This is a genomic window from Nocardia sp. NPDC050175, from assembly GCF_044459885.1.
Taxonomy (GTDB): domain Bacteria; phylum Actinomycetota; class Actinomycetes; order Mycobacteriales; family Mycobacteriaceae; genus Nocardia.
In genome coordinates this window covers 18,003-41,938 of the sequence record NZ_JBITJI010000011.1, presented here as the reverse complement: position 1 = coordinate 41,938, position 23,936 = coordinate 18,003, and the positions used below count along the sequence as shown (strand labels likewise).

20 protein-coding genes are annotated in these 23,936 nt (G+C 67.4%); 16 read left to right on the top strand and 4 right to left on the bottom strand.

Annotation, left to right across the window (positions count from 1 at the left end; all coding sequences use genetic code 11):
• Nucleotides 1-19 precede the first annotated feature (19 nt).
• Nucleotides 20-1,519, bottom strand: coding sequence for a depupylase/deamidase Dop (dop, locus tag ACIBK2_RS31850; RefSeq protein WP_357389339.1), 1,500 nt, complete (start codon nucleotides 1,517-1,519; stop codon nucleotides 20-22).
• Between the two features lie 156 nt (nucleotides 1,520-1,675).
• Between dop and ACIBK2_RS31845 the strand changes: the two genes are divergently transcribed.
• On the top strand, nucleotides 1,676-2,884 hold the full coding sequence (locus tag ACIBK2_RS31845) for a DUF418 domain-containing protein (protein ID WP_396972592.1): 1,209 nt from the start codon (nucleotides 1,676-1,678) through the stop codon (nucleotides 2,882-2,884).
• A 37-nt stretch (nucleotides 2,885-2,921) separates the two neighbouring features.
• On the opposite strand, the gene ACIBK2_RS31840 is transcribed toward ACIBK2_RS31845, so the two are convergent.
• A complete protein-coding gene (locus tag ACIBK2_RS31840) occupies nucleotides 2,922-3,677 on the bottom strand; it encodes a DUF6882 domain-containing protein (RefSeq protein ID WP_396972590.1) in 756 nt (251 codons plus the stop codon).
• A gap of 64 nt (nucleotides 3,678-3,741) precedes the next feature.
• Here ACIBK2_RS31840 and ACIBK2_RS31835 point away from each other — a divergent pair, with 64 nt between their 5' ends.
• Nucleotides 3,742-4,293 (top strand): NUDIX hydrolase, encoded by a 552-nt coding sequence (locus ACIBK2_RS31835; protein WP_396972588.1) that lies wholly within the window; start codon nucleotides 3,742-3,744, stop codon nucleotides 4,291-4,293.
• On the opposite strand, the gene ACIBK2_RS31830 is transcribed toward ACIBK2_RS31835, so the two are convergent.
• Nucleotides 4,286-4,996 (bottom strand): TetR/AcrR family transcriptional regulator, encoded by a 711-nt coding sequence (locus ACIBK2_RS31830; protein WP_396972586.1) that lies wholly within the window; start codon nucleotides 4,994-4,996, stop codon nucleotides 4,286-4,288. The genes ACIBK2_RS31835 and ACIBK2_RS31830 overlap by 8 nt on opposite strands.
• A gap of 99 nt (nucleotides 4,997-5,095) precedes the next feature.
• Here ACIBK2_RS31830 and ACIBK2_RS31825 point away from each other — a divergent pair, with 99 nt between their 5' ends.
• The 13 genes from ACIBK2_RS31825 (at nucleotide 5,096) to yidC (ending at nucleotide 22,779) form a co-directional block, all read left to right on the top strand.
• Entirely contained in the window at nucleotides 5,096-5,995 is a 900-nt protein-coding gene (locus tag ACIBK2_RS31825; protein ID WP_396972584.1) for a diiron oxygenase, read from the top strand.
• On the top strand, nucleotides 5,992-7,749 hold the full coding sequence (locus ACIBK2_RS31820; RefSeq protein ID WP_396972582.1) for a DUF4873 domain-containing protein: 1,758 nt from the start codon (nucleotides 5,992-5,994) through the stop codon (nucleotides 7,747-7,749). Before ACIBK2_RS31825 ends, ACIBK2_RS31820 begins: the two co-directional genes overlap by 4 nt.
• A gap of 40 nt (nucleotides 7,750-7,789) precedes the next feature.
• Complete coding sequence (locus ACIBK2_RS31815) at nucleotides 7,790-8,071, top strand: DUF427 domain-containing protein (RefSeq protein WP_396972580.1); 282 nt, start codon at nucleotides 7,790-7,792, stop codon at nucleotides 8,069-8,071.
• A 199-nt stretch (nucleotides 8,072-8,270) separates the two neighbouring features.
• On the top strand, nucleotides 8,271-9,881 hold the full coding sequence (locus tag ACIBK2_RS31810) for a right-handed parallel beta-helix repeat-containing protein (protein WP_396972578.1): 1,611 nt from the start codon (nucleotides 8,271-8,273) through the stop codon (nucleotides 9,879-9,881).
• Nucleotides 9,882-10,217: 336 nt separating this feature from the next.
• Nucleotides 10,218-12,023 carry an AMP-dependent synthetase/ligase gene (locus ACIBK2_RS31805; RefSeq protein WP_396972576.1) on the top strand — a complete coding sequence of 602 codons (1,806 nt, stop codon included), beginning with the start codon at nucleotides 10,218-10,220 and terminating at the stop codon, nucleotides 12,021-12,023.
• Between the two features lie 20 nt (nucleotides 12,024-12,043).
• Nucleotides 12,044-13,216, top strand: coding sequence for a PucR family transcriptional regulator (locus ACIBK2_RS31800; RefSeq protein ID WP_396972574.1), 1,173 nt, complete (start codon nucleotides 12,044-12,046; stop codon nucleotides 13,214-13,216).
• Between the two features lie 270 nt (nucleotides 13,217-13,486).
• On the top strand, nucleotides 13,487-15,535 hold the full coding sequence (locus tag ACIBK2_RS31795; protein ID WP_396972571.1) for a CocE/NonD family hydrolase: 2,049 nt from the start codon (nucleotides 13,487-13,489) through the stop codon (nucleotides 15,533-15,535).
• A gap of 564 nt (nucleotides 15,536-16,099) precedes the next feature.
• On the top strand, nucleotides 16,100-17,404 hold the full coding sequence (locus tag ACIBK2_RS31790) for a condensation domain-containing protein (RefSeq protein ID WP_396972569.1): 1,305 nt from the start codon (nucleotides 16,100-16,102) through the stop codon (nucleotides 17,402-17,404).
• On the top strand, nucleotides 17,398-18,852 hold the full coding sequence (locus ACIBK2_RS31785; RefSeq protein WP_396972567.1) for a condensation domain-containing protein: 1,455 nt from the start codon (nucleotides 17,398-17,400) through the stop codon (nucleotides 18,850-18,852). Before ACIBK2_RS31790 ends, ACIBK2_RS31785 begins: the two co-directional genes overlap by 7 nt.
• Nucleotides 18,849-20,231, top strand: a complete 1,383-nt coding sequence (locus ACIBK2_RS31780) for a condensation domain-containing protein (RefSeq protein WP_396972565.1) — start codon at nucleotides 18,849-18,851, stop codon at nucleotides 20,229-20,231. The genes ACIBK2_RS31785 and ACIBK2_RS31780 overlap by 4 nt, the downstream gene beginning before the upstream one ends.
• Nucleotides 20,232-20,427: 196 nt before the next feature.
• Nucleotides 20,428-21,219 (top strand): helix-turn-helix transcriptional regulator, encoded by a 792-nt coding sequence (locus ACIBK2_RS31775; RefSeq protein ID WP_396972563.1) that lies wholly within the window; start codon nucleotides 20,428-20,430, stop codon nucleotides 21,217-21,219.
• A 132-nt stretch (nucleotides 21,220-21,351) separates the two neighbouring features.
• Nucleotides 21,352-21,651 (top strand): DUF6412 domain-containing protein, encoded by a 300-nt coding sequence (locus tag ACIBK2_RS31770; RefSeq protein ID WP_357389310.1) that lies wholly within the window; start codon nucleotides 21,352-21,354, stop codon nucleotides 21,649-21,651.
• A gap of 96 nt (nucleotides 21,652-21,747) precedes the next feature.
• Nucleotides 21,748-22,779, top strand: coding sequence for a membrane protein insertase YidC (yidC, locus tag ACIBK2_RS31765; RefSeq protein ID WP_396972560.1), 1,032 nt, complete (start codon nucleotides 21,748-21,750; stop codon nucleotides 22,777-22,779).
• Nucleotides 22,780-22,920: 141 nt separating this feature from the next.
• On the opposite strand, the gene ACIBK2_RS31760 is transcribed toward yidC, so the two are convergent.
• Entirely contained in the window at nucleotides 22,921-23,304 is a 384-nt protein-coding gene (locus ACIBK2_RS31760) for a nitroreductase family deazaflavin-dependent oxidoreductase (protein ID WP_396972558.1), read from the bottom strand.
• Between the two features lie 91 nt (nucleotides 23,305-23,395).
• Here ACIBK2_RS31760 and ACIBK2_RS31755 point away from each other — a divergent pair, with 91 nt between their 5' ends.
• A complete protein-coding gene (locus ACIBK2_RS31755) occupies nucleotides 23,396-23,902 on the top strand; it encodes an NUDIX domain-containing protein (protein WP_396973049.1) in 507 nt (168 codons plus the stop codon).
• The last annotated feature ends 34 nt before the right edge of the window (nucleotides 23,903-23,936 follow it).

Sequence of the window (23,936 nt, the reverse complement as noted above, 5' to 3'; positions counted from 1 at the left end):
GTCGATAGCGGTCTCGTGATCAGGTTGTGAGCTGTTCCACAAGATCGGCGGCGGAGGTCACGCCGTCCAGCAGCTTGCCTACGTGCGCCTTTGTGCCACGGCGCGGCTCCAGCGTCGGGATGCGGACCAGTGAATCGCCGCCGAGGTCGAAGATCACCGAATCCCAGCTCGCCGCCGCGATGTCGGCGCCGAACCGGCGCAGGCATTCGCCGCGGAAATAAGCGCGAGTGTCCGTGGGCGGGTTGGTCATCGCGTCCAGCACCTGCTGCTCGGTGACGAGCCGTTTCATCGAGCCACGGGCCACCAGGCGGTTGTACAGGCCCTTGTCCAGCCGCACGTCGGAGTACTGCAGATCCATCAGGTGCAGCTTCGGTGCGGCCCAGCCGAGACCCTCGCGCTGGCGCATGCCCTCGAGCAGGCGCAGCTTGGCGGGCCAGTCGAGCAGGCTCGCGCATTCCATCGGATCGCGCTCGAGCAGATCGAGCACCATGGCCCAGTTCTCGATGATGTCCTGCACGCGCTTGTCGTCGTTGCCGGTGCGATCCATGAACTTGATCACCCGGTCGAGGTACATCCGCTGCAGCGCAAGGCCGGTCAGCTCGCGGCCGTCGGTGAGCGCGACGGTGGCGCGCAGCGTCGGGTCGTGGCTGATGGTGTGCACGGCGGTGACCGGGCGGGCCAGCTGGAATTCGGACAGGTCCTCGCCTGCCTCGATCAGATCGAGCACCAGCGCGGTGGTGCCGACCTTGAGGTAGGTGGACATCTCGGCCAGGTTGGCGTCGCCGATGATCACGTGCAGCCTGCGGTACTTGTCCGCGTCGGCGTGCGGCTCGTCGCGGGTGTTGATGATGCCGCGCTTGAGCGTGGTCTCCAGGCCGACCTCGACCTCGATGTAGTCGGCGCGCTGGGACAGCTGGAAGCCCGCGTGGTCGCCGGACTGGCCGATGCCGACCCGGCCGGAACCGGTGATCACCTGGCGCGAGACGAAGAACGGGGTGAGCCCGAGGATGATCTGATTGAACGGGGTGTCGCGGCTCATCAGGTAGTTCTCGTGGGTGCCGTAGGAGGCGCCCTTGCCGTCGACGTTGTTCTTGTACAGCTGCAGGCGCGGTGCGCCGGGCACGCTCGACGCGTGCCGCGCGGCGGCCTCCATCACCCGCTCGCCCGCTTTATCCCAAATGACCGCGTCCAGTGGGTCGGTGACCTCGGGCGCGGAGTATTCGGGGTGGGCGTGGTCGACATAGAGCCGGGCGCCGTTGGTGAGGATCATGTTCGCCGCACCGACCTCGTCGGCGTCGATCACCGGCGCCGGTCCGTTCATCCGGCTCAGGTCGAAGCCGCGCGCATCGCGCAGCGGCGACTCCACCTCGTAGTCCCAGCGGGTGCGTTTCGCGCGCGGCACACCCTCGGCGGCGGCGTAGGCGAGCACGGCCTGGGTTGAGGTGAGGATCGGGTTGGCCGACGGCTCGGTTGGGGTCGAAATGCCGTACTCGACCTCGATTCCGATGATGCGCTGCATAGGGTCGAGCCTAACGGGCATCGTCCGGCGGAGTCCGTGGGCTGCCTGCACCGGGCCGGGTGACGACGCGGTGGACCATGGTCGCGTTCAATCTCATACCGCGGGTGGTACTTCCGGAGGACCCGCGTGGCCGCAGGTCGGCGCGATAGTCGGGACATGACCGAATCTCTCGCCGATCCGCACGTCGGCACCGCAGCGCGGCATCGTGCGGCGGACGCTCCCCCGGCCGGGCGTTCGCGATTGGTCGCGCTGGATGTGCTGCGCGGTATCGCGATCCTCGGCACGCTCGGCACCAACATCTGGATCATGACCAACCAGCAGGGGCTGATCGGCTACCTCGACGAGTTGAAGCAGCCCGCGACCGGCTGGCTGTGGGCCGAGCGGGCGTTGCAGCAGCTGGCGCAGGGCAAGTTCCTCGGGCTGCTCACCATCATGTTCGGCATCGGGCTGGCCATTCAGCAGGGCTCGGCGCAGCGCGGTGGGCGACGCTGGCCGGGCAAGTATCCGATCCGGGCCGGGCTGTTGCTGCTGGACGGGCTGCTGAACTTCGTGTTCGTCGCGGAGTTCGACGTGCTGATGGGATACGCGGTCACCGGGCTGCTCGTCGCGTTCGTGCTGGCGACCGGTGAACGCGCGCAACGTCGTTGGCTGATCGTCGCGGCGAGCATTCATCTGGTGATGCTCACCGCCATCGGGCTGGCCACGGCGTTCCATCCGCGGCCCGCGCCGCCGCCCCGCACGCTGGACCCGAATCCCTATGCCGACGGGTCGTTCTGGGACCTGGTGGTGTTCCGGCTGCAGAATGCAGGCGAGTTCCGCTCGGAGACGGTGTTCGTGTTCGCCATGTCGGTGGCGTTGTTCCTGCTGGGCGCCAGGCTGTTTCGGGCCGGGATCTTCCGGCCGGAGGGTGCGCGGATGCGCAAGTGGCTGATGATCGCCGGCTTCGGTGTCGCGATGCCGATCGACCTGATCGCCGGGATCGCGGGCAACGGCGCCTACTTCATCGTCACCCGGTACGGCACCGCACCTGTTGTCTCGCTGGGCATTTTGGCCCTGGTCGCGCACTTCTATCTGCGCAGGCCGCGGGTCGGGTTCGTCGGCCGCCGCCTCACCGAAGTCGGGCGCGCCGCGCTCAGCTGCTACATCCTGCAGAACCTGGTGGCGTCGATCCTGTGCTACGGCTGGGGTTTCGGGCTCGCCGCGCGCGTCTCCCCCGACGCGCGTGTGCCGTTCACCGTCGGCATCTACCTGCTGGTCGCGCTGATCATCGTGACCGGCGCGCACTTCTGGTTACGTCGCTTCGAGCGTGGACCGGTCGAATGGGCCTGGAATCGCAGCTTCCAGGCGCTGGCCGGAAAGGCCTGATCGCAGCCGGGCGCCCGATCCGTGAGGATCGGGCGCCTCAAAGCGAGTTGGCCGACTGCGTTTTCGTCTCCGACGGCAACTCGATTCGATCCATGACCACGCCAACATCGAGGTTCGCGACGCCGCCCGCCGCATCGAATTCGATGGACCCCGCCAGGCCGGAGCCGCTGAATTCGAGCACGCGATAGTCCTCGAGGAAACCGGTGGCCAGGCCGCGCCTGCTCAGGTAACTCTGGGTGGCGCGCCGATGGTCGACCAGCGGCAATGCGCCTATGCCATGGGCGAGTACGCGCGCGATCACCGACGCGCTGGGCGGCGGCAGTTCGAACGCCGGGTGCTCGACGAGAAACGCCACGCAGGTGCCGTCGGTGACACCGCAGTACGAACTCCAATGCCCGGAAATCACTTTCGCCGCATCGGCCAGCAGCTCCGCCACCTGGTGCGGTTCGGGTGCCGCCCGGCCGAGCGCGACCGGCATTTCCGCGGCACACAATTCAGCGACGCCATAGCGAAAGCCGAACTCGCGCACCATCCGCGCCACCGCGAGCAGCGGCTTGGGGAAACCCCACGGATTCGCCCATGCCCATAGCCACGACTCGGCGTCGGCGGTGCCGAGCAGATGGAAGTCAGTACACACGAATGTCTGCTCTTCACCGACGAATTCGAGCCGCCCCGCCTCCATATCGGCCTGCCACCGATGCGAACCCAGCAATTCTTCGACGTGTAGTCGGTGCTCGAGCGACAGTAACCCCGCGTCGTCGAGCAGCCTCGTCAAGGGCACAGGTTCGGACACCGGCATGAGCGTAGTCAACACAATCCCCCTCGTACGTATCGTCGCCTGCCAGTAGTTTCATGAGGTGACCTTGGCCGACCGTTATCCGTTGTTGCACACCCCGACCCACTGGGCGTGGGGTGATATGGACGTCCGGTTCTCCACCGTTGCCCCACCCGACGAACTGGTCACCAACATCCACGTCGTCTGCTTCGTCGGCGACAATATCGTGCTCTGCCGCGACGACCGCGATATCTGGCTACTTCCCGGCGGCACGCGCGAGCGCGACGAGTCCATCGAGGACTGCCTGCGCCGCGAGCTCCGCGAAGAAGCAGGCGCCTACCCTACCGGCCCGGTCCGCTGGCTCGGCGCGCACTACGCCACCAGCAATCTGGCTGCACCCTTTCGGGATTGGCAGCCGCATCCGCACAAGGCCTGGCTCTGGTGTGCCGCCGACGTCGTCCTCGACTCGGTGCCGACCAATCCCGACGACGCCGAGCAAATCCTGGAGGTGCGCGCCGTCCCGCTGCCCGAAGCACTGCGGCTGGCCCGCACCGACGGCGACTACGTGGCCGAATTGATCGCCCTGGCAGTCGAATTGCACCGACCGACCCGCAGGGCTGACGGAACTACTTGACGCGCAACGCTTCCGGCCTGGCGAGCAGGTCGCCGACGACCACATCTCGTTCCAGCGGAACACCGAGACTGCGCGCGTTGCCCTCGAACAGCGCCAGCACCGATTCGGTGAGAATGCCTTCCACCTGATCCGAGGAGAGGGTGGTGGCCGGGTCAGCGCGCCAGCTGTTCACCACGCCGTCGACGAAGCCGATGATGCCGAAGGCCATCGGGCGGGCCCGGCCCGGGTCGATGCCGAAGCCGGACAGCCAGATGGCGAACAGGTCGGCCAGCCGGCCGCCGATCCGGTCGCGCGCCCCTGCCAGCGACGAATCCCCCTGGGGCGCAGCGCCGCCGATGAAACGGTGCAGGTTCGGGTGGCGTTCCACCCAGCGCACGTAGGTGCCGATGACGCCGCGCACCGCATCGCGCACGGTGCCCTCCGGGTCGAGCTTCGGCATGATCTGCGCCAGTAGCGATTCCAGGATCTGGCGGCGGATCTGCTCGTCCAGGTCGGTGCGGCCGTCGAAATGGCGGTAGACCACCGGGCGCGGCAGCTCGAGCCGGTCGGCGATCTGCTGCACCGACACCTCGACGCCGTGCTCCTCGATGACGGTGATCGCGGCGTCGATCACGTCGGCCCGGCGCTGTGCCTTATGTCCGTTCCAGCGGGTAGCGCGGCCGTCTGCGACGGGAGGCTCGGGGTTTCCGCTGGTCGTGGTCACCCAATCACGATACCCGCACGACGGTTGACTGCGACAGTGCGTCTCACTAATCTAAATGTGACAGCTTGTACCGGATAGTCGACATGTTGGAGAGCAGTCATGGGCAACGAGGCCGCACTGATCCCGCAAGAGTCCTTCGCGCAGCGCCTACTGACCGGATCGGTCAAGAAGTCCTACGACCCGGTGGTCGACCTGGACTGGGACGCGCCGCTCGATCCGGACAAACTCTTCCTCCCCGCTGAGGTCGTCTCGCTGTACGGCACCGAGCTGTGGGAATCGATGACGCCGCAGCAACAGCGCGAACTGTCCCGCCAGGAACTGGCCAACGTGCTGTCGGTCGGCATCTGGTTCGAGAACCTGCTGAACCGACTCCTGTTGCGCGAGTTGATGGCCGACGACCCGACCACCCGGCATTCGCATTACACGCTCGTCGAGATGGGTGACGAGTGCAGGCACATGATGATGTTCGGCAAGCTGATCGACCGCATCGAGGCCCGGCCGTACTGGCCGCACCGCGCGGGCCGAATGGCGATCGGCGTGCTGCCGATCTTCTTGCGCGGCTCCATGACCTGGGTCGGCGCGCTGGTCGGCGAGGAGATCTTCGACGCGATCCAGCGGCGCACCCTGGACGATCCAGAGTTGCAGCCCTTGGTTTCTCGCGCGATGCGCATCCACGTCACCGAGGAGGCGCGCCACATCGGTTTCGCCAGGGACGCGCTGGCCAGGATGGTACCGAGCATGTCGCGGGCCGAACTCGCCTACACCAGGCTGTGTGTCGCGGTCGCCGCGCCGCTGTTCGTCTACCTGCTGACCAATCGGCACATGTACACCCGCGCCGGCTTGGACGGGCGCGCCGCCCGGCGGATCGCGACCAGCAACCCGGACGCCAAGAAGGCGCTCGGCATCGGCGCCGCGAATCTCGGTGTGTTCCTGCAGAAGCAGGGTCTCATCGGTCCGGTCGGCGAGTGGATCTGGCGGCGACGGGGGCTGCTCGCATGAGTGAGAACCCGGAAATCGTCATTGTCGGTGCGGGTTTCGGCGGTCTCGGCATGGCCATCGAGCTGCGCAAGGCGGGCATCGACGATTTCGTCGTGCTGGAGAAGGCCGACGAGATCGGCGGCACCTGGCGGGAGAACACCTATCCCGGGGCCGGCTGCGACGTGATGTCGCTGATGTATTCGTACTCGTTCGAGCCGAACAAGCGGTGGACGCGGATGTTCGCCCGGCAGCCGGAGATCCTGGACTACCTGCGCCGCACCGTCGACAAGTACGACCTGCGCAGGCATCTGCGCCTGCACGCCGAGGTGGTGACCCTCGACTTCGACGACGCGGCCGACCGCTGGGATATCGGCCTCGCGGACGGACGGCAGTTCGATCCACGCATGGTCGTGATGGCGCCCGGCCCGCTGCACGAACCCTCGGTGCCGACGTTCGCGGGCCGGGACACGTTCCGCGGCAAGAGCTTCCACTCGGCGCAGTGGGACCACGACTTCGACATCCGTGGCAAGCGGATCGCGGTGATCGGCACCGGCGCCAGTGCGGTGCAGTTCGTGCCGCAGATCGCCAAAGAGGCCGCGCAGGTGACGGTCTTCCAGCGCACCCCGCACTGGATCGTGCCGAAACCGGACCGCCCGCTGACCTCGGTGGAGCACGGAGTGTTCCGGTATCTGCCTGGCGCGCAACGGCTTTACCGCTGGGCGGTCTACTGGGGCTACGAGGCCATGATCCCCGCGTTCATGAACCCGGAGCTGATGCGCCGGGTGGAGACGGTCGCCCGCGGGCACCTGCGCCGCCAGGTCCACGACCCGGACCTGCGCGATCGGCTCACCCCGGACTATCGGCTCGGCTGTAAGCGAATCCTGGTGTCCAACAACTTCTATCCCGCGTTGCAGCGCGACAACGTCGACCTGGTGACCACGCCCATCGCGCGTCTCACCGAGTCCGGTATCGCCACCGTCGACGGGGCCGAGGACAGCTTCGACGCGATCGTCTACGGCACCGGATTCAAGATCTCCGACCGGTTCGCCGACCAGCACATCGTCGGCGCCAACGGCCTTGCCCTGCAAGAGGCTTGGCGCGACGGCGTGGAGGGCTTCCTCGGCGTCGCCGTGCACGGCTTCCCCAACATGTTCCTCATCGTCGGCCCGAACTCCGGCGGCGGACACCAGTCGATCATCTTCATGATCGAGGCGCAGGCCCGCTACATCCGCCAGTGCGTCGAACTGCTGCGCAAGACCTCCAGCACCCGGATGGAGGTGCGCGCGGCCACCCAGCACGAGTTCAATCGCCGCACGCAGCAGAAACTGGCAGGCACCGTGTGGAATGCGGGCGGCTGCAACAGCTGGTACCTCGACGAGCACGGCGTCAACCGTGCCGCCTGGCCCGGCTCCAGCGTCTCCTATTGGCGCACCATGCGGCACCCCGATCCCGGCCACTACGACCTCACCGTTGCCGCGGATCGCGAACCGGCACACGAGTATTCGGGCCCGGCCACGCTCGACTCCCCCGGGTCACTGCTCCCGGTGACCGTCACCCTCAGCGGCCACGCCGACCCCATCGACGGTAGCTACCACTGGTACGGCCGGATTACCGGTGCCGACCTGCCCGATCCCGGCCGCGCCGAGGTCTTCCTGACCCTCCCCGGCCGCTTCCCCACCGCAGGCCGCCTCCAGGAGCGCGACCCCTGGGGCAACCTGCGCATCGTCGGCATCGGCGACCCGCCGTACCCGCTGGAGCCCGCCGAGGTCCATTAATCACTGGGACCACTCCGGCCGCTCCGGCAGAATCGAAGACATGGCAACGGCAACTTGGCAGGGCCGTGTCCTCGCGAGCAGCGACGACACGATCATCGTCGAAGGCAACCACTACTTCCCACCCGATTCCGTGCACACCGAGTTCTTCCAGCCCTCGCAGACCGACTCGTTCTGCCCATGGAAGGGCACGGCCAGCTACTACACCGTCGTCGTCGACGGCCAAACCAACCCGGACGCCGCCTGGTACTACGCGGATCCGAAACCCGAGGCGGCTGAGATCAAGGATTACGTGGCCTTCTGGCGCGGCGTAGACGTCGCCTGAGGGACCAGCCGCACGCCTTTTGACATCCGCACGCGGGTCGATTCGTGGTGCGTCAGATCAGTAGGCGTGCGGACTTGGCGTTCGCACAAAGAATCGGCGGCAGGTTCGGGATTCTGCCGATACCACGCGGTCCGATTATGGGGTGGGCTGGATCACACGGCGGTGCGCGGCATCGTCGAGATCGATCTGGAAGGCCCCCATGACACTGTTGTCACCGCGGTTCGCCGCGGCGAGCGCACTGTGCTGCGCGCTCGTCGTCGCCACGGCTCCGATGCACGCGAGCGCCGACCCGGGCCAGACCTGGTTCGTCAGCGCGACCGCCGCGGCAGGCGGAAATGGCACGGAGGCAACGCCTTTCAACACGTTGCAGGCGGTCCAGCAGGCGTCGGGTGACGGCGACACCATCGTCATCCTCGCTGCGCCGCTGGCCCTCGACGGCGGCATCACCCTCAAACCGGGCCAGCATCTGCTCGGTCGCGAGGCTCCCGGAAGCGTTGCGGCCGTGGCCAATACGACCGCCGCCAACGACGGTGACGCCGTTCGGCTGGCACCGAACACGGAAGTCCGCGACCTCACCATCACCAGCGCCCAGCGCGGCGGCATCTATGGCCGCAATGTCGGCACGACGGTCCTCGCGGGCAACACCGTCGCCGCCACCAACCGCGCCTGCCACGACGGCTTCGTCGTGCAACCCTTCCCGCCGATGATCGGCGTCCCGTTCGGCATGTCGCTCCCGGTCACCCCGAACGTGGTCGCACTGAACAACGGCTGGGCGGGCATCATGATCGACTCCGATGTCGGCGCAAGCTCTCTCACCATCGAGCGAAACACCGTGCACGACACCGCATGCGGCGACGGCATCGACGTCCGCACCACCGGCACCGCCCAGGTCAGCGCCACCATCACCGACAACCTCACCCAGAACATCAACGAGGGCATCGCCAAACTCTCCGTCCTCGCCATGGGCCTGCAGAGCACCGGAACCTCCTCGCTCACCGCCGCTTTGCGCGGCAACACCCAGCGCGGCATCGCACTCCCCGCGAACGACCCACTCAACGCCGCCGCCGACAGCGAGGGCATCTTCGTCAACGCCGCCGACCGCGCCCGCATGCGAATCACCATTGACCGCAACAGCTATCGCCACGGCGGCGGCCACCTCTCCGCCAACGGCATCGAATTCGTCACCAGCAACGGCACCCCGGACAGCGAGGTAACCCTCACCGACAGCGAATTCCTCGATGTACCAGGCGATATCGTGCAGAACCTGAACCTCAGCGCCGAGGGCGCCCGGCACGTGATGACCATCGACGGCCTCACCGCGTCGGGCTCGAATTTCCCCGGCGCCGCGCTCAACCCGCTGGTCCCCGGCAATCTCGGCAGCTGCCTGTTCTCGGCCAGCTTCGGCCGCGACAACACCACCGCACTCACCCTGCGCAACGCACAACTCAGCCGCTGCAGCGCCGACGGCATCGGCGTGTACGCCTACTCCCCCGCCGGACCTGCTCCCGCCACGGCGACCATGCGTTTCGATATCGCCGACACGTCCGTCGCGGACAGCACCGTCGCCGACCTGCACGTCCGCACCGTCGGCGACCTAGAGCTGACCGGCAAGATCGAACGATCACGCTTCGCGGGCCCGGTCGTCCTTGGTCAAAGCGACAGCACCCTGAGCGCGGGCTCGGTGCTCGATTTCGGCGGCGGCCGCCTCGGCAGCGCCGGAAACAACTGCTTCGCACCGACCACCGCCGCCGCCATGGCGGCACCGAGTCTGCCGCTGGATCACCCGCAATCCTGGCCAACCTGCGGCTAACCACACCCATCCCACTGACCCCCACCCCATCCCGACCGAAGGGCACCTTCAGCACGCCAGACCGACCGAAAGTGCCCCTCATTCGATTCGGGCTTGCCGACCGAAGGGGGCCTTCATCCGTTCAGACGGGCTGGAGGTCGCCTTCGGTCTCACCGGATCCGGATCTGGCCGGGGCCTAATTTGGTCGAGTGCACAATGTCGCGCGCCACACTCTGCGCGTTTGCCGCTAGCGCACACACTCGCTCATGCGTTCTGCTGATAGATGACGATGAGGTCATCCCCGTCCCCACCAGACCGGGGCATGACCTCAGCCCTTCGCTAGCAGAGGTTAGGTTCTTGGTTTCATCGACAGTCCCGGCGGCCGCCCGCCCGGACACGCTATGTGCGGCGTTCCAATCAAACGTTGCGAAGTACCCGGACGCGGTCGCGCTGCGCACCCTCGGCGGCGCCATCTCGATCACCTGGCGGGAGTACGGCGAACGCGTGCGGGCCATCGCGACCGGCCTCGCCGCCCTCGGCATCGAACCGGGCGACACGGTCGCGATCATGCTGACCAACCGCCCCGAGTTCCACCTCTGCGACACCGCCGTCCTGCACACCGGCGCGACACCGTTCTCGGTGTACAACACCAACCCGGTCGACCTGCTGGTCTATCAGTTCAGCAACGCGCGCAACAAGGCCGTCATCTGCGAGAGCCAGTTCGCGCCGAAGATCCTGGAGGCGGTCGCCAAGGCCGCCGCGCAGGGCGTGCACGTCGAGCACGTGATCTGCGTGGACGAGGCCCCCGAGGGCACCATCGCGCTCGCCGACGTCGAGCGGGCCACCGCGGGCACCTTCGATTTCGAGGCCACCTGGCGCAAGGTCAAGCCCGACGACCTGCTCACCATCGTCTACACCTCCGGCACCACCGGCCCGCCGAAGGGTGTCGAGCTCACGCACACCAACTTCATCGAAAACGCCCGAGTCCTGGACACATTCGGCGGTGGTGGCCCGGACGACCGGGTGATCTCCTACCTGCCCGACGCGCACGCCGCCAACCGCTGGTTCGCGCACTACCTGACCTTGCTCGAGGGCTGCCAGATCACCACGGTCGCCGACTTCAAGCAGGTGGCAACGGCTTTGGCGGAGGTGCACCCGAGCGTATTCCTCGGCGTGCCCCGGGTGTGGGTGAAAGTCAAAGGCGCACTGGAGGAACGGTTCGCCACCGAGTCGCCGGTCAAGCGCCGCCTGATCGACTGGGCGATCGGCGTCGGCCGCAAGAAGGCCCGCGCCACCTCCGACGGCCACGCCCTCGGCGTCATCGACAAGGTCCAGTACGCGCTCGCGGATCGGCTGGTGCTCGCCTCGATCCGCGCCGGACTCGGACTCGACCGGGTTCGCATCGCGGTCACCGGCTCGAACGCCATCCCGCCGGAGGTGCACGAGTTCTTCCTCGGGCTCGGCATCCCGCTGTGCGAGGGCTACGGCATGAGCGAATGCACCGCGGGCGCCACGCTCAACCCGCCGGAGCGGGTCAAGATCGGCACGGTCGGCACCGTGCTGCCCGGCGCCGAGGTCAAGCTCGCCGAGGACGGCGAGGTGCTCATCCGCGGCAAGATGGTGATGCGCGGCTACCGGGACGACCCGGCCAAGACCGCGGAGGCGATCGACGCCGACGGCTGGCTGCACTCCGGCGACATCGGCACCATCGACAGCGACGGCTACCTGTCGATCATCGACCGCAAGAAAGAGCTCATCATCAACGCGTCGGGCAAGAACATGTCCCCGGCCAACATCGAGAACACGGTCACCGACAACTGCTCGCTGATCGGCACCGTGGTCGTCATCGGCGAGCAGCGCCCGTTCAACACCGCGCTGCTGATCCTCGACCCCGATCTGGCCGCCGCCTACGCCCAGCGGCACAACCTGGCGGGCAAGACCGTCGCGGAGCTGTCGAAGGATCCGGAGATCCTGACCGCCATCGAGCAGGGCATCGCCGCGGCGAACAGCAAACTGTCCAGGGTCGAGCAGATCAGGAAGTACATCGTGCTCCCCGAGGTCTGGGAGAACGGCAGTGACTACCTGACCGCTACTGGCAAACTCAAGCGCAAGCCCATCTCGAACGGCTACACAGATACCATCGAAACCTTGTACTCGACCTAAGTCCGGGAAGAAGAACCAGCATGATGCCATCGCGGACTCGGGTGTTCGACGATCTCCATCGGCGGACCGCGTCGATGCTCGAAGCGTTCTACGCCGCGCTGCCGCCGTATCAGCGGCTGCCGCAATCGTTGGTGGAGACCGACTTCGCCCGGGGCACCAAGCTCAACGTCGACCTGTTCTTCGAGTACCTGCGCCGCGGCGAGGAGCCGACGGAGGAGGACACCAGGGAACTCGTCGAGCTGGCGATGGACCGGTTGCGCGACGGCACCCCGCTGCCGGAGGTACTGGAGCGCTACCGGTTCGGCGCGGCGTTCATCTGGGAACGGCTGCGCGCCTCGGCCACCCCGGCCGAGCGCGAGCTGCTCTTCGACGCGTCCCTCATGCTGCTGCAATACGTCACGCTGGTGGTCTCGCGGATCGCCACCGCGGCCACCCAGCGGGTGCACGACCCGCGCTGGGAGCTCCTGGAACGCAGGCGCGGCATCGCCGACGCGCTGCTCACCGGCCGCGACCCGGTGGAGTGGGCGAACGATCCGGTGATCCCGGTGGCCGACGCCTTCCTCGTCGCGGTGTTCCGCCTGTGCGGCACCCGCGGCGGACCGGCGTCGGCGCTGCGGCACCGGGTCGAGGCGATTCCCGGCGTGTTCCTGCGGTTGGACGCGGGCGGCTGGACCGCGCTGATCCCGCTGCAGTCGGGCGACGACGGATCGGCCACGCTGTCCGCGCTCACCTCCCGGCTGCCCGCGCAGGAACCGGCCGAACCGCCGCCCTACTGGGTCGGTGTCGGCGCGGCCCGCAGCAAGGACGCGATCCCGGCGATGTACGCCGAGGCGCGGGTGCTCGCCGAACTGGGCCGCTGCCTCACCCGACGCGACATCCTGTGCCGCAGACAGGATTTGCAGTTCGAGTACACGGTCGCGGTGAGCGACGCGGCCCGGCCGGGCTTGGCCTCGGTGCTCGCGCCGCTCGACGCGCAGCCGATGCTGGCCGAGACCCTGGAGGTGTTCGTCGACAGCGGTTTCAATCAGCTGGCGACGGCACGGCAACTCAACGTGCACCGGAATACGGTGACCTACCGGCTTTCTCGGGTGCACGAGCTGACCGGGCTGGACCCGCATCGGCCCGCCGACGCGATGACACTGTCCGCCGCACGGCTGGCCAGGCGACTCGAATCCGCCTCGTTCGCACCATAATCCGCGACATTCGCTCCGTAATCGGCTGCGACCGAACAACTTTTAGGCACTATTCCAAAGACACGGCGAATCCCCTTGGGAATTGCCGGTGTTGGAGCACCCCGCTTATGCGTTGTGCTGTGTACGACGATGAGGTCAGGCGTGGCCGCCGACCATCCGGACACAATCCGGGATCGGGCGGCCCAGTTTCGGCACTCGAACCGCGGTATCGGCCGGCGGACGGGTAGCTAGCCGCCCGGCCTCGACCATAGCCAGCAAAGGTTCAGGTAGTTGAGAATTGCATTCCGGGCGCGCCGCGCCGTGCCGGTCGCCGCCGCCATCACCGCCGTCGGTCTGATCCTGCAACTCGCACCCGCGGCAAACGCGGTACCCACCGCGGGCCCGGTCCCGAACGCGCCGGCCAACTTCGGCCTGCCCGCCGACTATCAACCGACACCCGAGCGCTACGGCATCGCCTACGAACTCGGACATATCGTTCCGCTCTCCGACGGCACCCAGCTGCAGACCGAGGTGCGCTACCCGACCGACCCCGCCACCGGCCAGCGCGCGGCGGGCGACTTCCCGGTCGTCGTCAACTTCACCACCTACGGCGCGGTCTCCAGCGCGCTCGCCGCCGCGGTGACCAGCGTGATCGACACACTGCACATCCCGCTGCCGGATCAGCTGAAGGACGCGCGCCGAATCATCAACCAGGCCACCAGCGCCCAGGACATGCTGGTGCGGCGCGGCTACATCGAGGTGATCGCCGACGTGCGCGGCACCGGCGGTTCGACCGGCGCGTGGAACCCGGCGTCGCAGCAGGACGGCCTGGACGGCGCTCAACTGGTCGACTGGGCCGCGAAGCTGCCCGGCTCCAACGGCAAGGTCGGCATGTACGGGTACTCGTTCCCCGCGCTGTCCGCGCTGCGCACGGCCGAATCCGTGTCGCCCGGTTCGCCGTTGAAGGCGATCGTGCCGATGGCCATGCCGAACAACATCTTCAACGAGGTGCTCGGCCACGACGGCATGATGAGCCCTATCCTGCTCACCGCCATCTCGGTGTTGGTGCCGTACCTGAGCCTGCTCGGTCCGTTCATCACGGCGGTGGTCTCGCCGCAGATGTTCATCAAGACCCTGGTCGATCATCTCCAGGCGGCGGTCTCCTCCGACAGCACGATCAAGCTGCTGATCGAGGCGTACGGCGGCGGGCCGCTGGCCTACGACGGTCAGTTCTGGCAGGACCGCCGGTTCGAGACCGACCTGAACAAGGTCGTCGCGAACGACATCGCCATGTACCAGGTCGGCGGCCTGTGGGATCTGTATCAGGAAGGCCCGTGGCGCAACTACTCCCAGCTGCAGAACCTCGCCGCGGGCAAGGACCAGTTCGCGCCGATGGCGCCGGGCCAGGCCACCGACGGCCGGTTCCAGCTGCTGATGGGCCCGTGGTACCACGTCGGCCTCGGCTTCGGGCCCGGCTCCCGGCTGGACACCGACATGATCACGCTGGCCTGGTTCGACCGCTGGCTCAAGGACATTCCGAACGGCATCGACAAGACCGACACCCCGCTGCACGTCATCGACCCGAACAACATGGCGGTCGCCACCGCCCGATACCCGTTCGAGCAGGCCGCGATTCAGCAGCGGTACTTCGACGGCGATCGCCTGGTCGCGCAGCCGCCCACGGTCGTGGACGCGTCGGATCGCCTGGACTACACCGGCATCGACACTATCTGCAACCGGCAGAGCCTCGGCCAGTACAGCGCCGGGCTGTTCGATTTCCTGTTCCGCCTGTTCAACGCCTACAACCCGTGTACCGAGTGGGTGCAGGAACCGACCGCGGGCCGCCGCTACACGATGAACCCGGTCACCGAGCCGACCGTGCTGGCCGGACCGAGCAGCGTCACCCTCTACGCGTCCTCGACCAGCAACGACGCCGCCTTCCAGGTCTGGCTCGACGATGTTGCGCCGGACGGCTCGGCGGTGAACATCACCGGCGGCTCGCAGCTGGCGAGCCAGCGTACGCTGAACGACGAAAAGACCTGGCGCGCAACGGATGGCACCATCTACGCGCCGGAACACGTGATTCGCAAGGATGTCGAACAGTTGTTGACGCCCGGCGAGGTGACCAAGCTGGAGGTCAAGATTCGCCCGACCTTCTACCGGTTGGAGCCGGGACACGCGCTGCGCCTTCGGATTACCAGCGGCACCTTCCCGTCCACTATGCCCATTCCGACCGATTTGCCGCGTTTGCTCGGTTCGTCCCAACAGCTGCACCGGGACGCAGCGCGGCCGTCCAGCCTGGTGGTGCCGCTGGCACCGGCGTCATCCTTCGGCGGCTGAGCCGGAGCGCCCGACCGGCCTGCGGCCGACGTCACGTTTAGCCCGGCTTCATGCCCGGGAGCTGTAAAGATCTTGCAAACCTGGGATGAATTCCAGGTGCATTGAGACACAATGTCCAGCAATCTATCAGCTACCTGACCATTGAATGTTTCACATTCACGCTGGCAGCGGCGTTGCACTCGGCCATTGCGCCGCCCGCAACGCCGTTGTCCGTGTTTCTCCGGCAAATACCGGTGATCAGGCTCACCCACACATTCACCAAGAATTTCTTCTACAGTTTGTCTCGTTCCGGTCCGACGATGACGTCCCGGAACCGTTCGGACAAAGTTCTCGGATGCAGGCCGAAATTCTTGTCACTATTCGGATCGGCAATTCCCGTACCGCGCACGGGGATCGCCGATGGGCAGCTGAAGGTGTGTCATGGAATTCATCGAACTGGCCGATTATCCGTTGCCTAGCGGCCGTGTGATCGAGTGGCTCCCGACAGCCACTTCGCACTGGGCCGACTGGCCGCGAGATACTCGTGCCGTTTCCTATAATCACGAGCATCATCTTCGAGATGCGGTGGAACACAGTAGAATACGGGACCGGCGCCACTACTGGCTCGGTCATGCTTACCGGATCGACGGACCGCTCGACCCGCAAGCCTGGCGTACCGCCTTCGATGCCTGGATCGACCGGCACGAGGGTCTGCGCTCGCATGTCGCCATCGAGGGCGGCCAGCCGGCAAGGTACACCTTGCCGCCCGGTGAGATCCGGGTGCAACCGGTCGACGCGGGCGCGCCGACCTCGACAATGGCGACATATCGCCTGGTACACGGGCTACTCGACGACGGAACCTCGCCGCTGCGGTGGCCCTCCTACGTCGCCGTGACCATCGCGAACCGCGACAGCTTCACCGTCGTGTTCGCCGCCGATCACTCGATCATGGACGGCTACTCGACCGTCTCCACCGGCGGCGAACTGCACGCGCTCTACAACGCGGTCCGCGCGGGCAAGTCCGCTGACCTGTGCGATACCGGCAGCTACGTCGACTTCTGCCATGACGAGCGGGTCCGTGCGACCGCGGCCACCGCCGCGAACCCCGCGGTGCAGACCTGGGAGACCTTCTTCCCGGAGAACACCGAGAACACCCTGCCCTGCGGCACCCTCAGCAAGGTGGCCGCGGCGCCGATCGAGTTCACCGGTCCCGCCGAGGCCTCGCCGCGCCGGGCGCCGCAGCGCAATCTGTCGGTCGAGGTGCTCGACGCCGACGCGGCCGACGCGGCGGCGGTGGTCGCCAGGGAACAGGGTCAGGGGTTGTTCGCGGCGCTGCTGGCCGCGTTCGCGGTGACCACCACCGAGCTCGGCGCCGGACGGGATTTCCGCACGGTGATCCCGCTGCACACCCGCACCGAACCGCAGTGGGCGGACACGCTCGGCTGGTTCGTCGGGCTGGCACCGTTCCAGCTGGATTGCGGTCCGGCGCGTAACCTCGCCGAGCTCATCCGGCCTGCGGGCGAGGAGCTGCGGCGCACCCGCGGCGCGGCGACCGTGCCGTTCGGCCGGGTCTGCGAGTTGCTCGGCACCCGGCCGCGCATCTCGTTCATGGTGTCGTACATGGACGTGCGCGGCGCACAGTCCGCCCCGACCTGGGTCGATACCAACACCCGCTGGCTGCGCAGCCGCAACGTGTCGGCCGACGAGTTCTTCTTCTGGTTCGTCCGCACACAGCACGGCGTGACGCTCAACATGCGCTACCCGGGCACCACCAAGGCGACCCGCGACATCCACCGGCATGTGCTGCGGATGCGCGACCTGCTCGCCGAGTTCACCCGCTATGGAGATGCCCGTATCCGTCCGATCGAAGGAGCGCCGCTGTCATGGTAGAGATGACCCTCACCGAACACTGGCAGCCGAAACCCGGCGTGCTACTCGAGTTCACCACCACCGCGGCGAGCCAGGCGGCCACCGCGACCACCGCGCCCTCCGACATTCCCGCGACCTATCTGCAGGAATCGCACATCCGCCGCTGGTCGGCGCGCAGGCAGACCAACGACCCGCTCGCCTCCGAGCTCTCGTTCTGCTTCTCGGTCGCGCGCCCGCTCGACGCGGACGCGCTACGCCGGACCTACATCGCGTTCCTGCAGCGTCACGAGACCTTGCGTTCGTGGTTCCGGATCGACGAGTCCGACGGCGGGTTCGCGCTGACCAGGTACCTGCTCGACCCGGCGGCGGTCGACCTGGAAACCCACACCCTGGCCACCTTCACCGACAGCGGCGAGCTCCGCGACACCTTGGTCGCGAAGTTCAAGGCCAACGCCAATCCGACGCGCTGGCCTGCGATCGTCTGCTGCGCGATCGACCATGGTGCGGACGGATTCACCGTGGTCTACAGCGCCGACCACGCGTTCACCGACGGCATGTCGGTGCTCACGTCCACCTACGAATTCCACGCGCTCTACACGGCGTTCAGCACCGGTCAGGAGCCGGTGCTGCCGCCGGTCGGCAGCTTCGTCGAGTTCGCGCGGACCGAGCGCGCCGCCGTCGCCGCGCGGCCGCCGGAGCTGGAGCAGCTGGCCGGCCTGCTTGCCGAGAAGGGGCATCAGGTCCGCCAGCTGCCGATCGAGCTGGGCCTCGCGCCCGGCGAGGTGGCCGACAGCTTCGGCACCAAGGTCGACATGCTCGATGCGGCCGAAATCGACGCGTTCGCCGCGGCATGCAAGAACGCAGGCGGTTCGTTCTCCGCGGGGCTGTACGCCGCGGTCGCCCTCGCCGAGCTCGAATTAGCAGGCCGGACAAGCTATCTGGGCATGAACGTGGTCGGCACCCGGAGCGAGCCGCAGTATCAGCTCGCGCAGGGTTGGTTCATCAACCTGATGCCGATCGCGTTCGATCTCGAGGGCGCGCATCGGTTCACCGACCTGATCGGCCGAGCCGGTGTCGCATTGGACTGGACCAAGCCGCTGTCGAACGTCCCGATCCATGCCGCGCTCGATCGGGCAGCCGTGCTCACCGGATCACCGCTGCCGGTCACGACGGACTGGCCGTGGGTGTCCTACCTGGACATGCGCGCCGTGTCCGGTCCGGCGCTGGAGGCCGCGATGCCCGGCGTCTCCGGGATCAACGGTCTCGGCTCCCGCAGCAAGATCGGGCAGACCTCGCCGATCTGGTTCAACCGTGAGGTGGAGCGGCTGCACGTCACGATGATGTACCCGGACACGCCGGTCGCGCACAAGTCGGCCGCCGACTATCTCGGGCAGATCCGCACCACCTTGCGCGCCATCGCCGCCACCGGCGATTTCGCGGTCACCGCACCAGCTCTCGCGAGGTCATGATGCAGTTGCTTTTTCTCGACCAACTGAATGCACCACCGGGCACCCTGCTCGAATGGACCGCGCTCGCCGAGCCCGGTCCGACACCGGACGCGACACCGCCCTCCGCCAACCAGGCGATCCACCTGTCCTCGGGCGGGCCGACCACCTGGCTCGCCGCCACCTTCGACGTGGCGGGCCCGATCGACGAATCCGCGCTGCAGACGGCGTTCTCGGTGTGGTTGCCGCGCCACGACGCGCTGCACTGCAGTTTCGAACCGCCGGCCGACGGCAAACCGCCGTCGGTGCACGTGGTGGTGGACAGCGACATTCGGCTCGTCGCCCAGCCTGCCGTCGATACCGTGACCGCCGAGGACCTGCGCACCGTCCTCGGCGGCCGGCTCGACCAGGCGTGCTCGCCGTTCACCTTCGCGCCGTATTTCCTCGGCGCGATCAGCAGGCCCGAAACCTCCACCGTGGTGTGCGGATTCGATCACGCGGTCTGCGATGCCTGGTCGATCACCATCGCGGTGGCCGAACTGGACGAGCTGTACCGGGCCGCCTGCGAGGACGGCAACGACGGTGCGGTCGCGGCCGCCGACCGGCTGCCCGAGCCGGGCAGTTTCCTGTCCTACTCGGCCAGGGAAGCCGCCATTCCGGCGGCGGTCACCGGTCCGCTGATCCGCTCGTGGCGCGACTTCCTGCACGCCGCGGGCAACGACCTGCCGCACTTCCCGCTCGATCTCGGGTTGCCGTCCGGGTCGGTGGCTCCCTTCGGCAGCGATGTGCGCCTGCTGCTCGGCTCGATGGCCACCGACGCGCTGCATCGCAAGTCGCGGGCCGACGGGTATTCGATGTTCGCCGCGCTGCTGGCCGCGGTCGCGATGGCCGCGGCCGAACTCGGTGGGCGCAGCGGGATCGACCTGGTGTTTCCGGTGCACACGCGGCGAGAGCCGCGGCACCACAACACCTTCGGCTGGCTGGTGTCGAACGCGCCCGCGCATGTGCCGGTGGCGCACGACTTCTGCGCGACCGCACAGGCCGCCGACGACGCGGTCCGGTCTGGACAGCGGCTGGCCCAGGTTCCGGCGAACCGGGTGCTTGCCGCGATGGGTAACGATCTGCGCTGGACCAGGCGGGATCTGTTCAGCGTCTCCTACACCGATTACCGGCGACTACCGGGCGGTTCGCGCAGCGACACCACCCGGATGGTCCCCCGAAATCCGGCTCAGCTCAGCCGCAGTGCGCCGTTGGACGACGTGCAGCTGTGGTTCACCCGCACCGACGACGGGCTCGCATTGCGCACCCGTTTCCCCGCGACCCCTACCGCGGGGCCGCTGATCGGTGAGTTCCTCGACAAGGTCGCCGGGACCCTGTCCGCAGCGATCTCGGTGCGGGTATGAGGGGCCACTACGCGCCGGGCGCGCACCCGTCTCGACCCGCCGACGCGACACCCTCGAAGACGAGGCTGTCGCGCCGCGGACAGGCGGGCTTGTTCGGGCCGCAACGATTGACAAAGCACGACTACCGGGTAGCCGAACCCGATAGTCTCAGCACAGGATCCAGCGAGAATTTTCTCGTGAAAGCCGGGAGCGTCCGATGATGAAGGCTCTGGTCAGCAACGACTTCTCGACGTCATCGTGCGCCGACGACACCGCCGCGGCACAGTGGCAGGGCAGCGCCCTGCTCCGGCCGGGCATTCTGGCCTTCGAAGGCGAGATCCTACCGACCGAACTACATGCCCATCACGCGGTGCAGGTGATGGCCGCGTGCACACCTATCTCCATCGTGGACGGCAGTGGGGTGCGGCGGCAGGGCACACACATCGTGGTGCCCACCGATGCGCCACATCGGGTCTGCGGCGGTGCCAGCCATGGCATCGCGATCTATCTGGATCCGGAAACCATCGCCGGTGCGGCGGCCGATCGGCGGGCGCACCTGCACGGATGGGTGCACACACTCAGTGTCGATCCCGCGCACGGCAAACTGGCCGAGCATGTGGCGGACGTCCTCGCGGATCTGCTGCGGGACAACGCGACAGCGGGATTGGACGATCGGCACGGTGTGGTGACCGCGGCGTTGCAGTTGCTGCCCGACATGGTCAAGGGCGGGTCGGTGCGCGGCTCGGATGTGGCGCGGCAGCTGGGGATTTCGGCGACGCGGCTGACCCATCTGTTCACCGAACAGGTCGGTATTCCGTTGCGCCGGTACATCCTGTGGCTGCGGCTGCACATCGCGATGAACGGCGTGATGGCCGGTGACGATGTGACGACCGCGTCGGCCTCGGCCGGGTTCGCGGACAGCTCGCATCTGACCCGGACCTGTCGGCGGACCTTCGGGCTGCCGCCGTCGATGATGAGTCGCGACGTCGACTGGGACATCAGCCTCTGAGCTGACGGTTTCCCGACCGGCCCCGGCATTCCGGCGAACGCCGGATCGAGCAGTGACCTCATCTCACGACTCGATCCGGCGTTCGTCCGGGATGACGGGGCCGGTCGGCGTGCCGGGCAGTATGCTCGAAACATGATCTCGCGGGCTCAGCTGATGGCGTATGCGGTTGTCGCATTCGTGCTGCCCGCGCTCGTGCTCTTCGCGATACCGGCGGGTGAGCCCGGTTCGGTCGCCGTCGTCGGCATGGTCGCAGCGTCGCTGTTCGTCGCGCTGGCCACGCTGCACCCGGCCGCCGCACTGCCGCTCGCACTCGTCGGCTCCGGCCCGCCACCGTCCGCGCAACGGCGCCGACGTGGCTCTTTCCTGCGCCAGAGCAATCCGGACACCCCGGGGCGTCCGCGCCCACGAGCACCAGGGTTCCCGACCGCCTGACGTCCACTCCGCACCTGCTGCGGGGTGTCGTCGGCGTTGTCGTCGAAACCCTTCCGTCCTCGTGCGCGCACGCACGCCCACAGTCAGGTGCTGTCCATGCTCGACTTCGTCTACTACCCCGTGTCCGCCATTCTCTGGCTCTGGCACTATCTCTTCGCCGCCGCCTTCGGACCCGCGAGCGGGCTCGCCTGGGTCCTTTCGGTGATTTTTCTCGTGCTCACCCTCCGCGCCGCCCTTTTTGTGCCATTCCTGAAACAGGCGCGCATGCAAGTAATTGTCAAAAAATTGCAACCCGATGTTTCCAGGCTGAAAGAAAAATACAAAAGCGACCCCCGACGCCTACTGACCGAACAACGGAAACTGAATAAAGACAACGGCATCAATAGCTTCGCGACACTGATTCCGTTGATCGGTCAGGTTTTGGCCTTCATCGGCCTGTATCACGTACTGCGCTCGTTCGATCGCACCGCCGGACTCCGCCACCTCCCCTTCCAGGCCGTCGCGAACCCGATGACCCCGGAGCAAAACGCCGCGACACCCAATTACGTTTTCAGCGCCACCGACGTCCAGTCCTTCCTGCACGCCAAGATCTTCGGCGCCCCGCTGTCGACCATCCTGGCCGGCTCGGGCGACCTGCTGGCAACGGTCGCCGTCATCGCCATCCCACTGATGCTGATCGCCGCTGTCGCAACACATTTCACCGCCCGCGCGTCGCTGACCCGCCAGGAAACCCCCGCCCAGATCGCCGCGATCATGCGCCCACTCACCCTGTGGGCCTTCCCCGCGTTCGCGCTGATCGGCGGCGCATTCGTCCCGCTGGCGATCCTGCTGTACTTCGTCACCAGCAACGCATGGACGTTGGCCCAACAACACTTCGTCTACCGCCGCCTCGACGCCGAAGCCGCCATCGAGGCCGAACAGACCGCGGCGGCCCGCGCCCAGCTGGCCCCGAAGCCCGGCGCCAAGCCCATCCGCACCCCGTCGGCCCCGAAGGTCGGCGCCCAACCCGTCCACCCGCAGTCGGCTCCCAAGCCGGTCCGCGCACAGTCAGCGCCGAAACCCGGCGCCAAAGCTGTTCGCACACAGTCGACCCCGAAGGTCGGTGCCAAACCCGTCCGCCGCCGGTAGGCCGCTGACATGAGTATGGGGCGGAAACCATGTCGCGGTTTCCGCCCCATCCGGCCGGTGCTACGACCGGTTTGCCCGCCAACGTGATTCGAGGCTCGGCCCCCGATCACAACCTGGCGATCAGCGGGAAATCGGCGAGCGCTACTCGGCTGCGGGGCGGGCTTCGACGTAGTACTCGGCCGACAACGCCTTCAGCCACGGACGCACCGCTACCGGCGCCCAGTGCACCGACGGATCGTGCAGGACAGCGGGATCGGTCAACTCGATGGTCTTGCCGCGGGTGTGCAGGGTGAAAGTGCCTGCGGCACTGATGTTTTTGGCCCAGTCGACGTTGCGACCGTAGGTCAGCGCGATGCGGTAGACACCGTCGCGATGGAACACCGAAACCGGAGTTCGGTACTCGCGCCCGGACTTTCGGCCTTTGTGCTGCAGGAGGGCGAAGCCGGGCGCGCGGCCGGCGAACAGTCCTGCGGCGGGGTTGGTGGCATACCGGTTGAATTTCGCCAGTGCGCGTGGAAGCACCATCGGCGCTGTCCTCTCTCGAGTCGGCGGGCGCGCCTAAGGTTACTCTCGACCGGTGTCAGCGCAGCCGGAACGAGTCCAGCAGAAGTCCGAGATGATCGCCGTCTACGACGCGGCGGGCCGGGTGGTCGGGTCCGCCGATCGGGCTGCGGTGTACCGCGACGGCATGTGGCACGCGAGCGCCGGTGTGCTGGTTCGTTCCGGCGACGGCGAGCGGATCTACGTGCATCGCCGCACCGACACCAAGATGGTGTTCGCGGGCATGCACGACTGCCTGGCGGGTGGCGTGGTCGACCCGGGGGAATCGCCGGAGGAGACGGCCGTGCGGGAACTGGCCGAGGAACTCGGCATCACGGTGCCCGGCGCCGAAGCGCTCCGACCTGCGGCAAAGGCGGCTTGGGACGGCGAGTGGCTGGGGAATCCTATGCGCTGCCACGTCTTCGCCTATGAACTGCGCTACGACGGACCGATCCGCCACCAGAAAGAGGAGATCGCCGACGGCTGGTGGTGGACCGACGCGGAACTGCGCGCCCACCTGGCCGACCCGGAGTGGCCGTTCGTGCCGGACACCCGGGTACTCGTCGGCGATCTACTCAGCTGAGCGCTCGAGCGCTCGTCTTACTCAGCGACGCTGA

Bases quoted from the DNA above. Each gene is read 5' to 3' on its own strand.
- dop (WP_357389339.1), bottom strand. From the start codon at position 1,519: ATGCAGCGCATCATCGGAATCGAGGTCGAGTACGGCATTTCGACCCCA.
- ACIBK2_RS31845 (WP_396972592.1), top strand. From the start codon at position 1,676: ATGACCGAATCTCTCGCCGATCCGCACGTCGGCACCGCAGCGCGGCAT.
- ACIBK2_RS31825 (WP_396972584.1), top strand. From the start codon at position 5,096: ATGGGCAACGAGGCCGCACTGATCCCGCAAGAGTCCTTCGCGCAGCGC.
- ACIBK2_RS31820 (WP_396972582.1), top strand. From the start codon at position 5,992: ATGAGTGAGAACCCGGAAATCGTCATTGTCGGTGCGGGTTTCGGCGGT.
- ACIBK2_RS31815 (WP_396972580.1), top strand. From the start codon at position 7,790: ATGGCAACGGCAACTTGGCAGGGCCGTGTCCTCGCGAGCAGCGACGAC.
- ACIBK2_RS31810 (WP_396972578.1), top strand. From the start codon at position 8,271: ATGACACTGTTGTCACCGCGGTTCGCCGCGGCGAGCGCACTGTGCTGC.
- ACIBK2_RS31800 (WP_396972574.1), top strand. From the start codon at position 12,044: ATGATGCCATCGCGGACTCGGGTGTTCGACGATCTCCATCGGCGGACC.
- ACIBK2_RS31785 (WP_396972567.1), top strand. From the start codon at position 17,398: ATGGTAGAGATGACCCTCACCGAACACTGGCAGCCGAAACCCGGCGTG.
- ACIBK2_RS31780 (WP_396972565.1), top strand. From the start codon at position 18,849: ATGATGCAGTTGCTTTTTCTCGACCAACTGAATGCACCACCGGGCACC.
- ACIBK2_RS31775 (WP_396972563.1), top strand. From the start codon at position 20,428: ATGATGAAGGCTCTGGTCAGCAACGACTTCTCGACGTCATCGTGCGCC.
- ACIBK2_RS31770 (WP_357389310.1), top strand. From the start codon at position 21,352: ATGATCTCGCGGGCTCAGCTGATGGCGTATGCGGTTGTCGCATTCGTG.
- yidC (WP_396972560.1), top strand. From the start codon at position 21,748: ATGCTCGACTTCGTCTACTACCCCGTGTCCGCCATTCTCTGGCTCTGG.
- ACIBK2_RS31760 (WP_396972558.1), bottom strand. From the start codon at position 23,304: ATGGTGCTTCCACGCGCACTGGCGAAATTCAACCGGTATGCCACCAAC.
- ACIBK2_RS31755 (WP_396973049.1), top strand. From the start codon at position 23,396: ATGATCGCCGTCTACGACGCGGCGGGCCGGGTGGTCGGGTCCGCCGAT.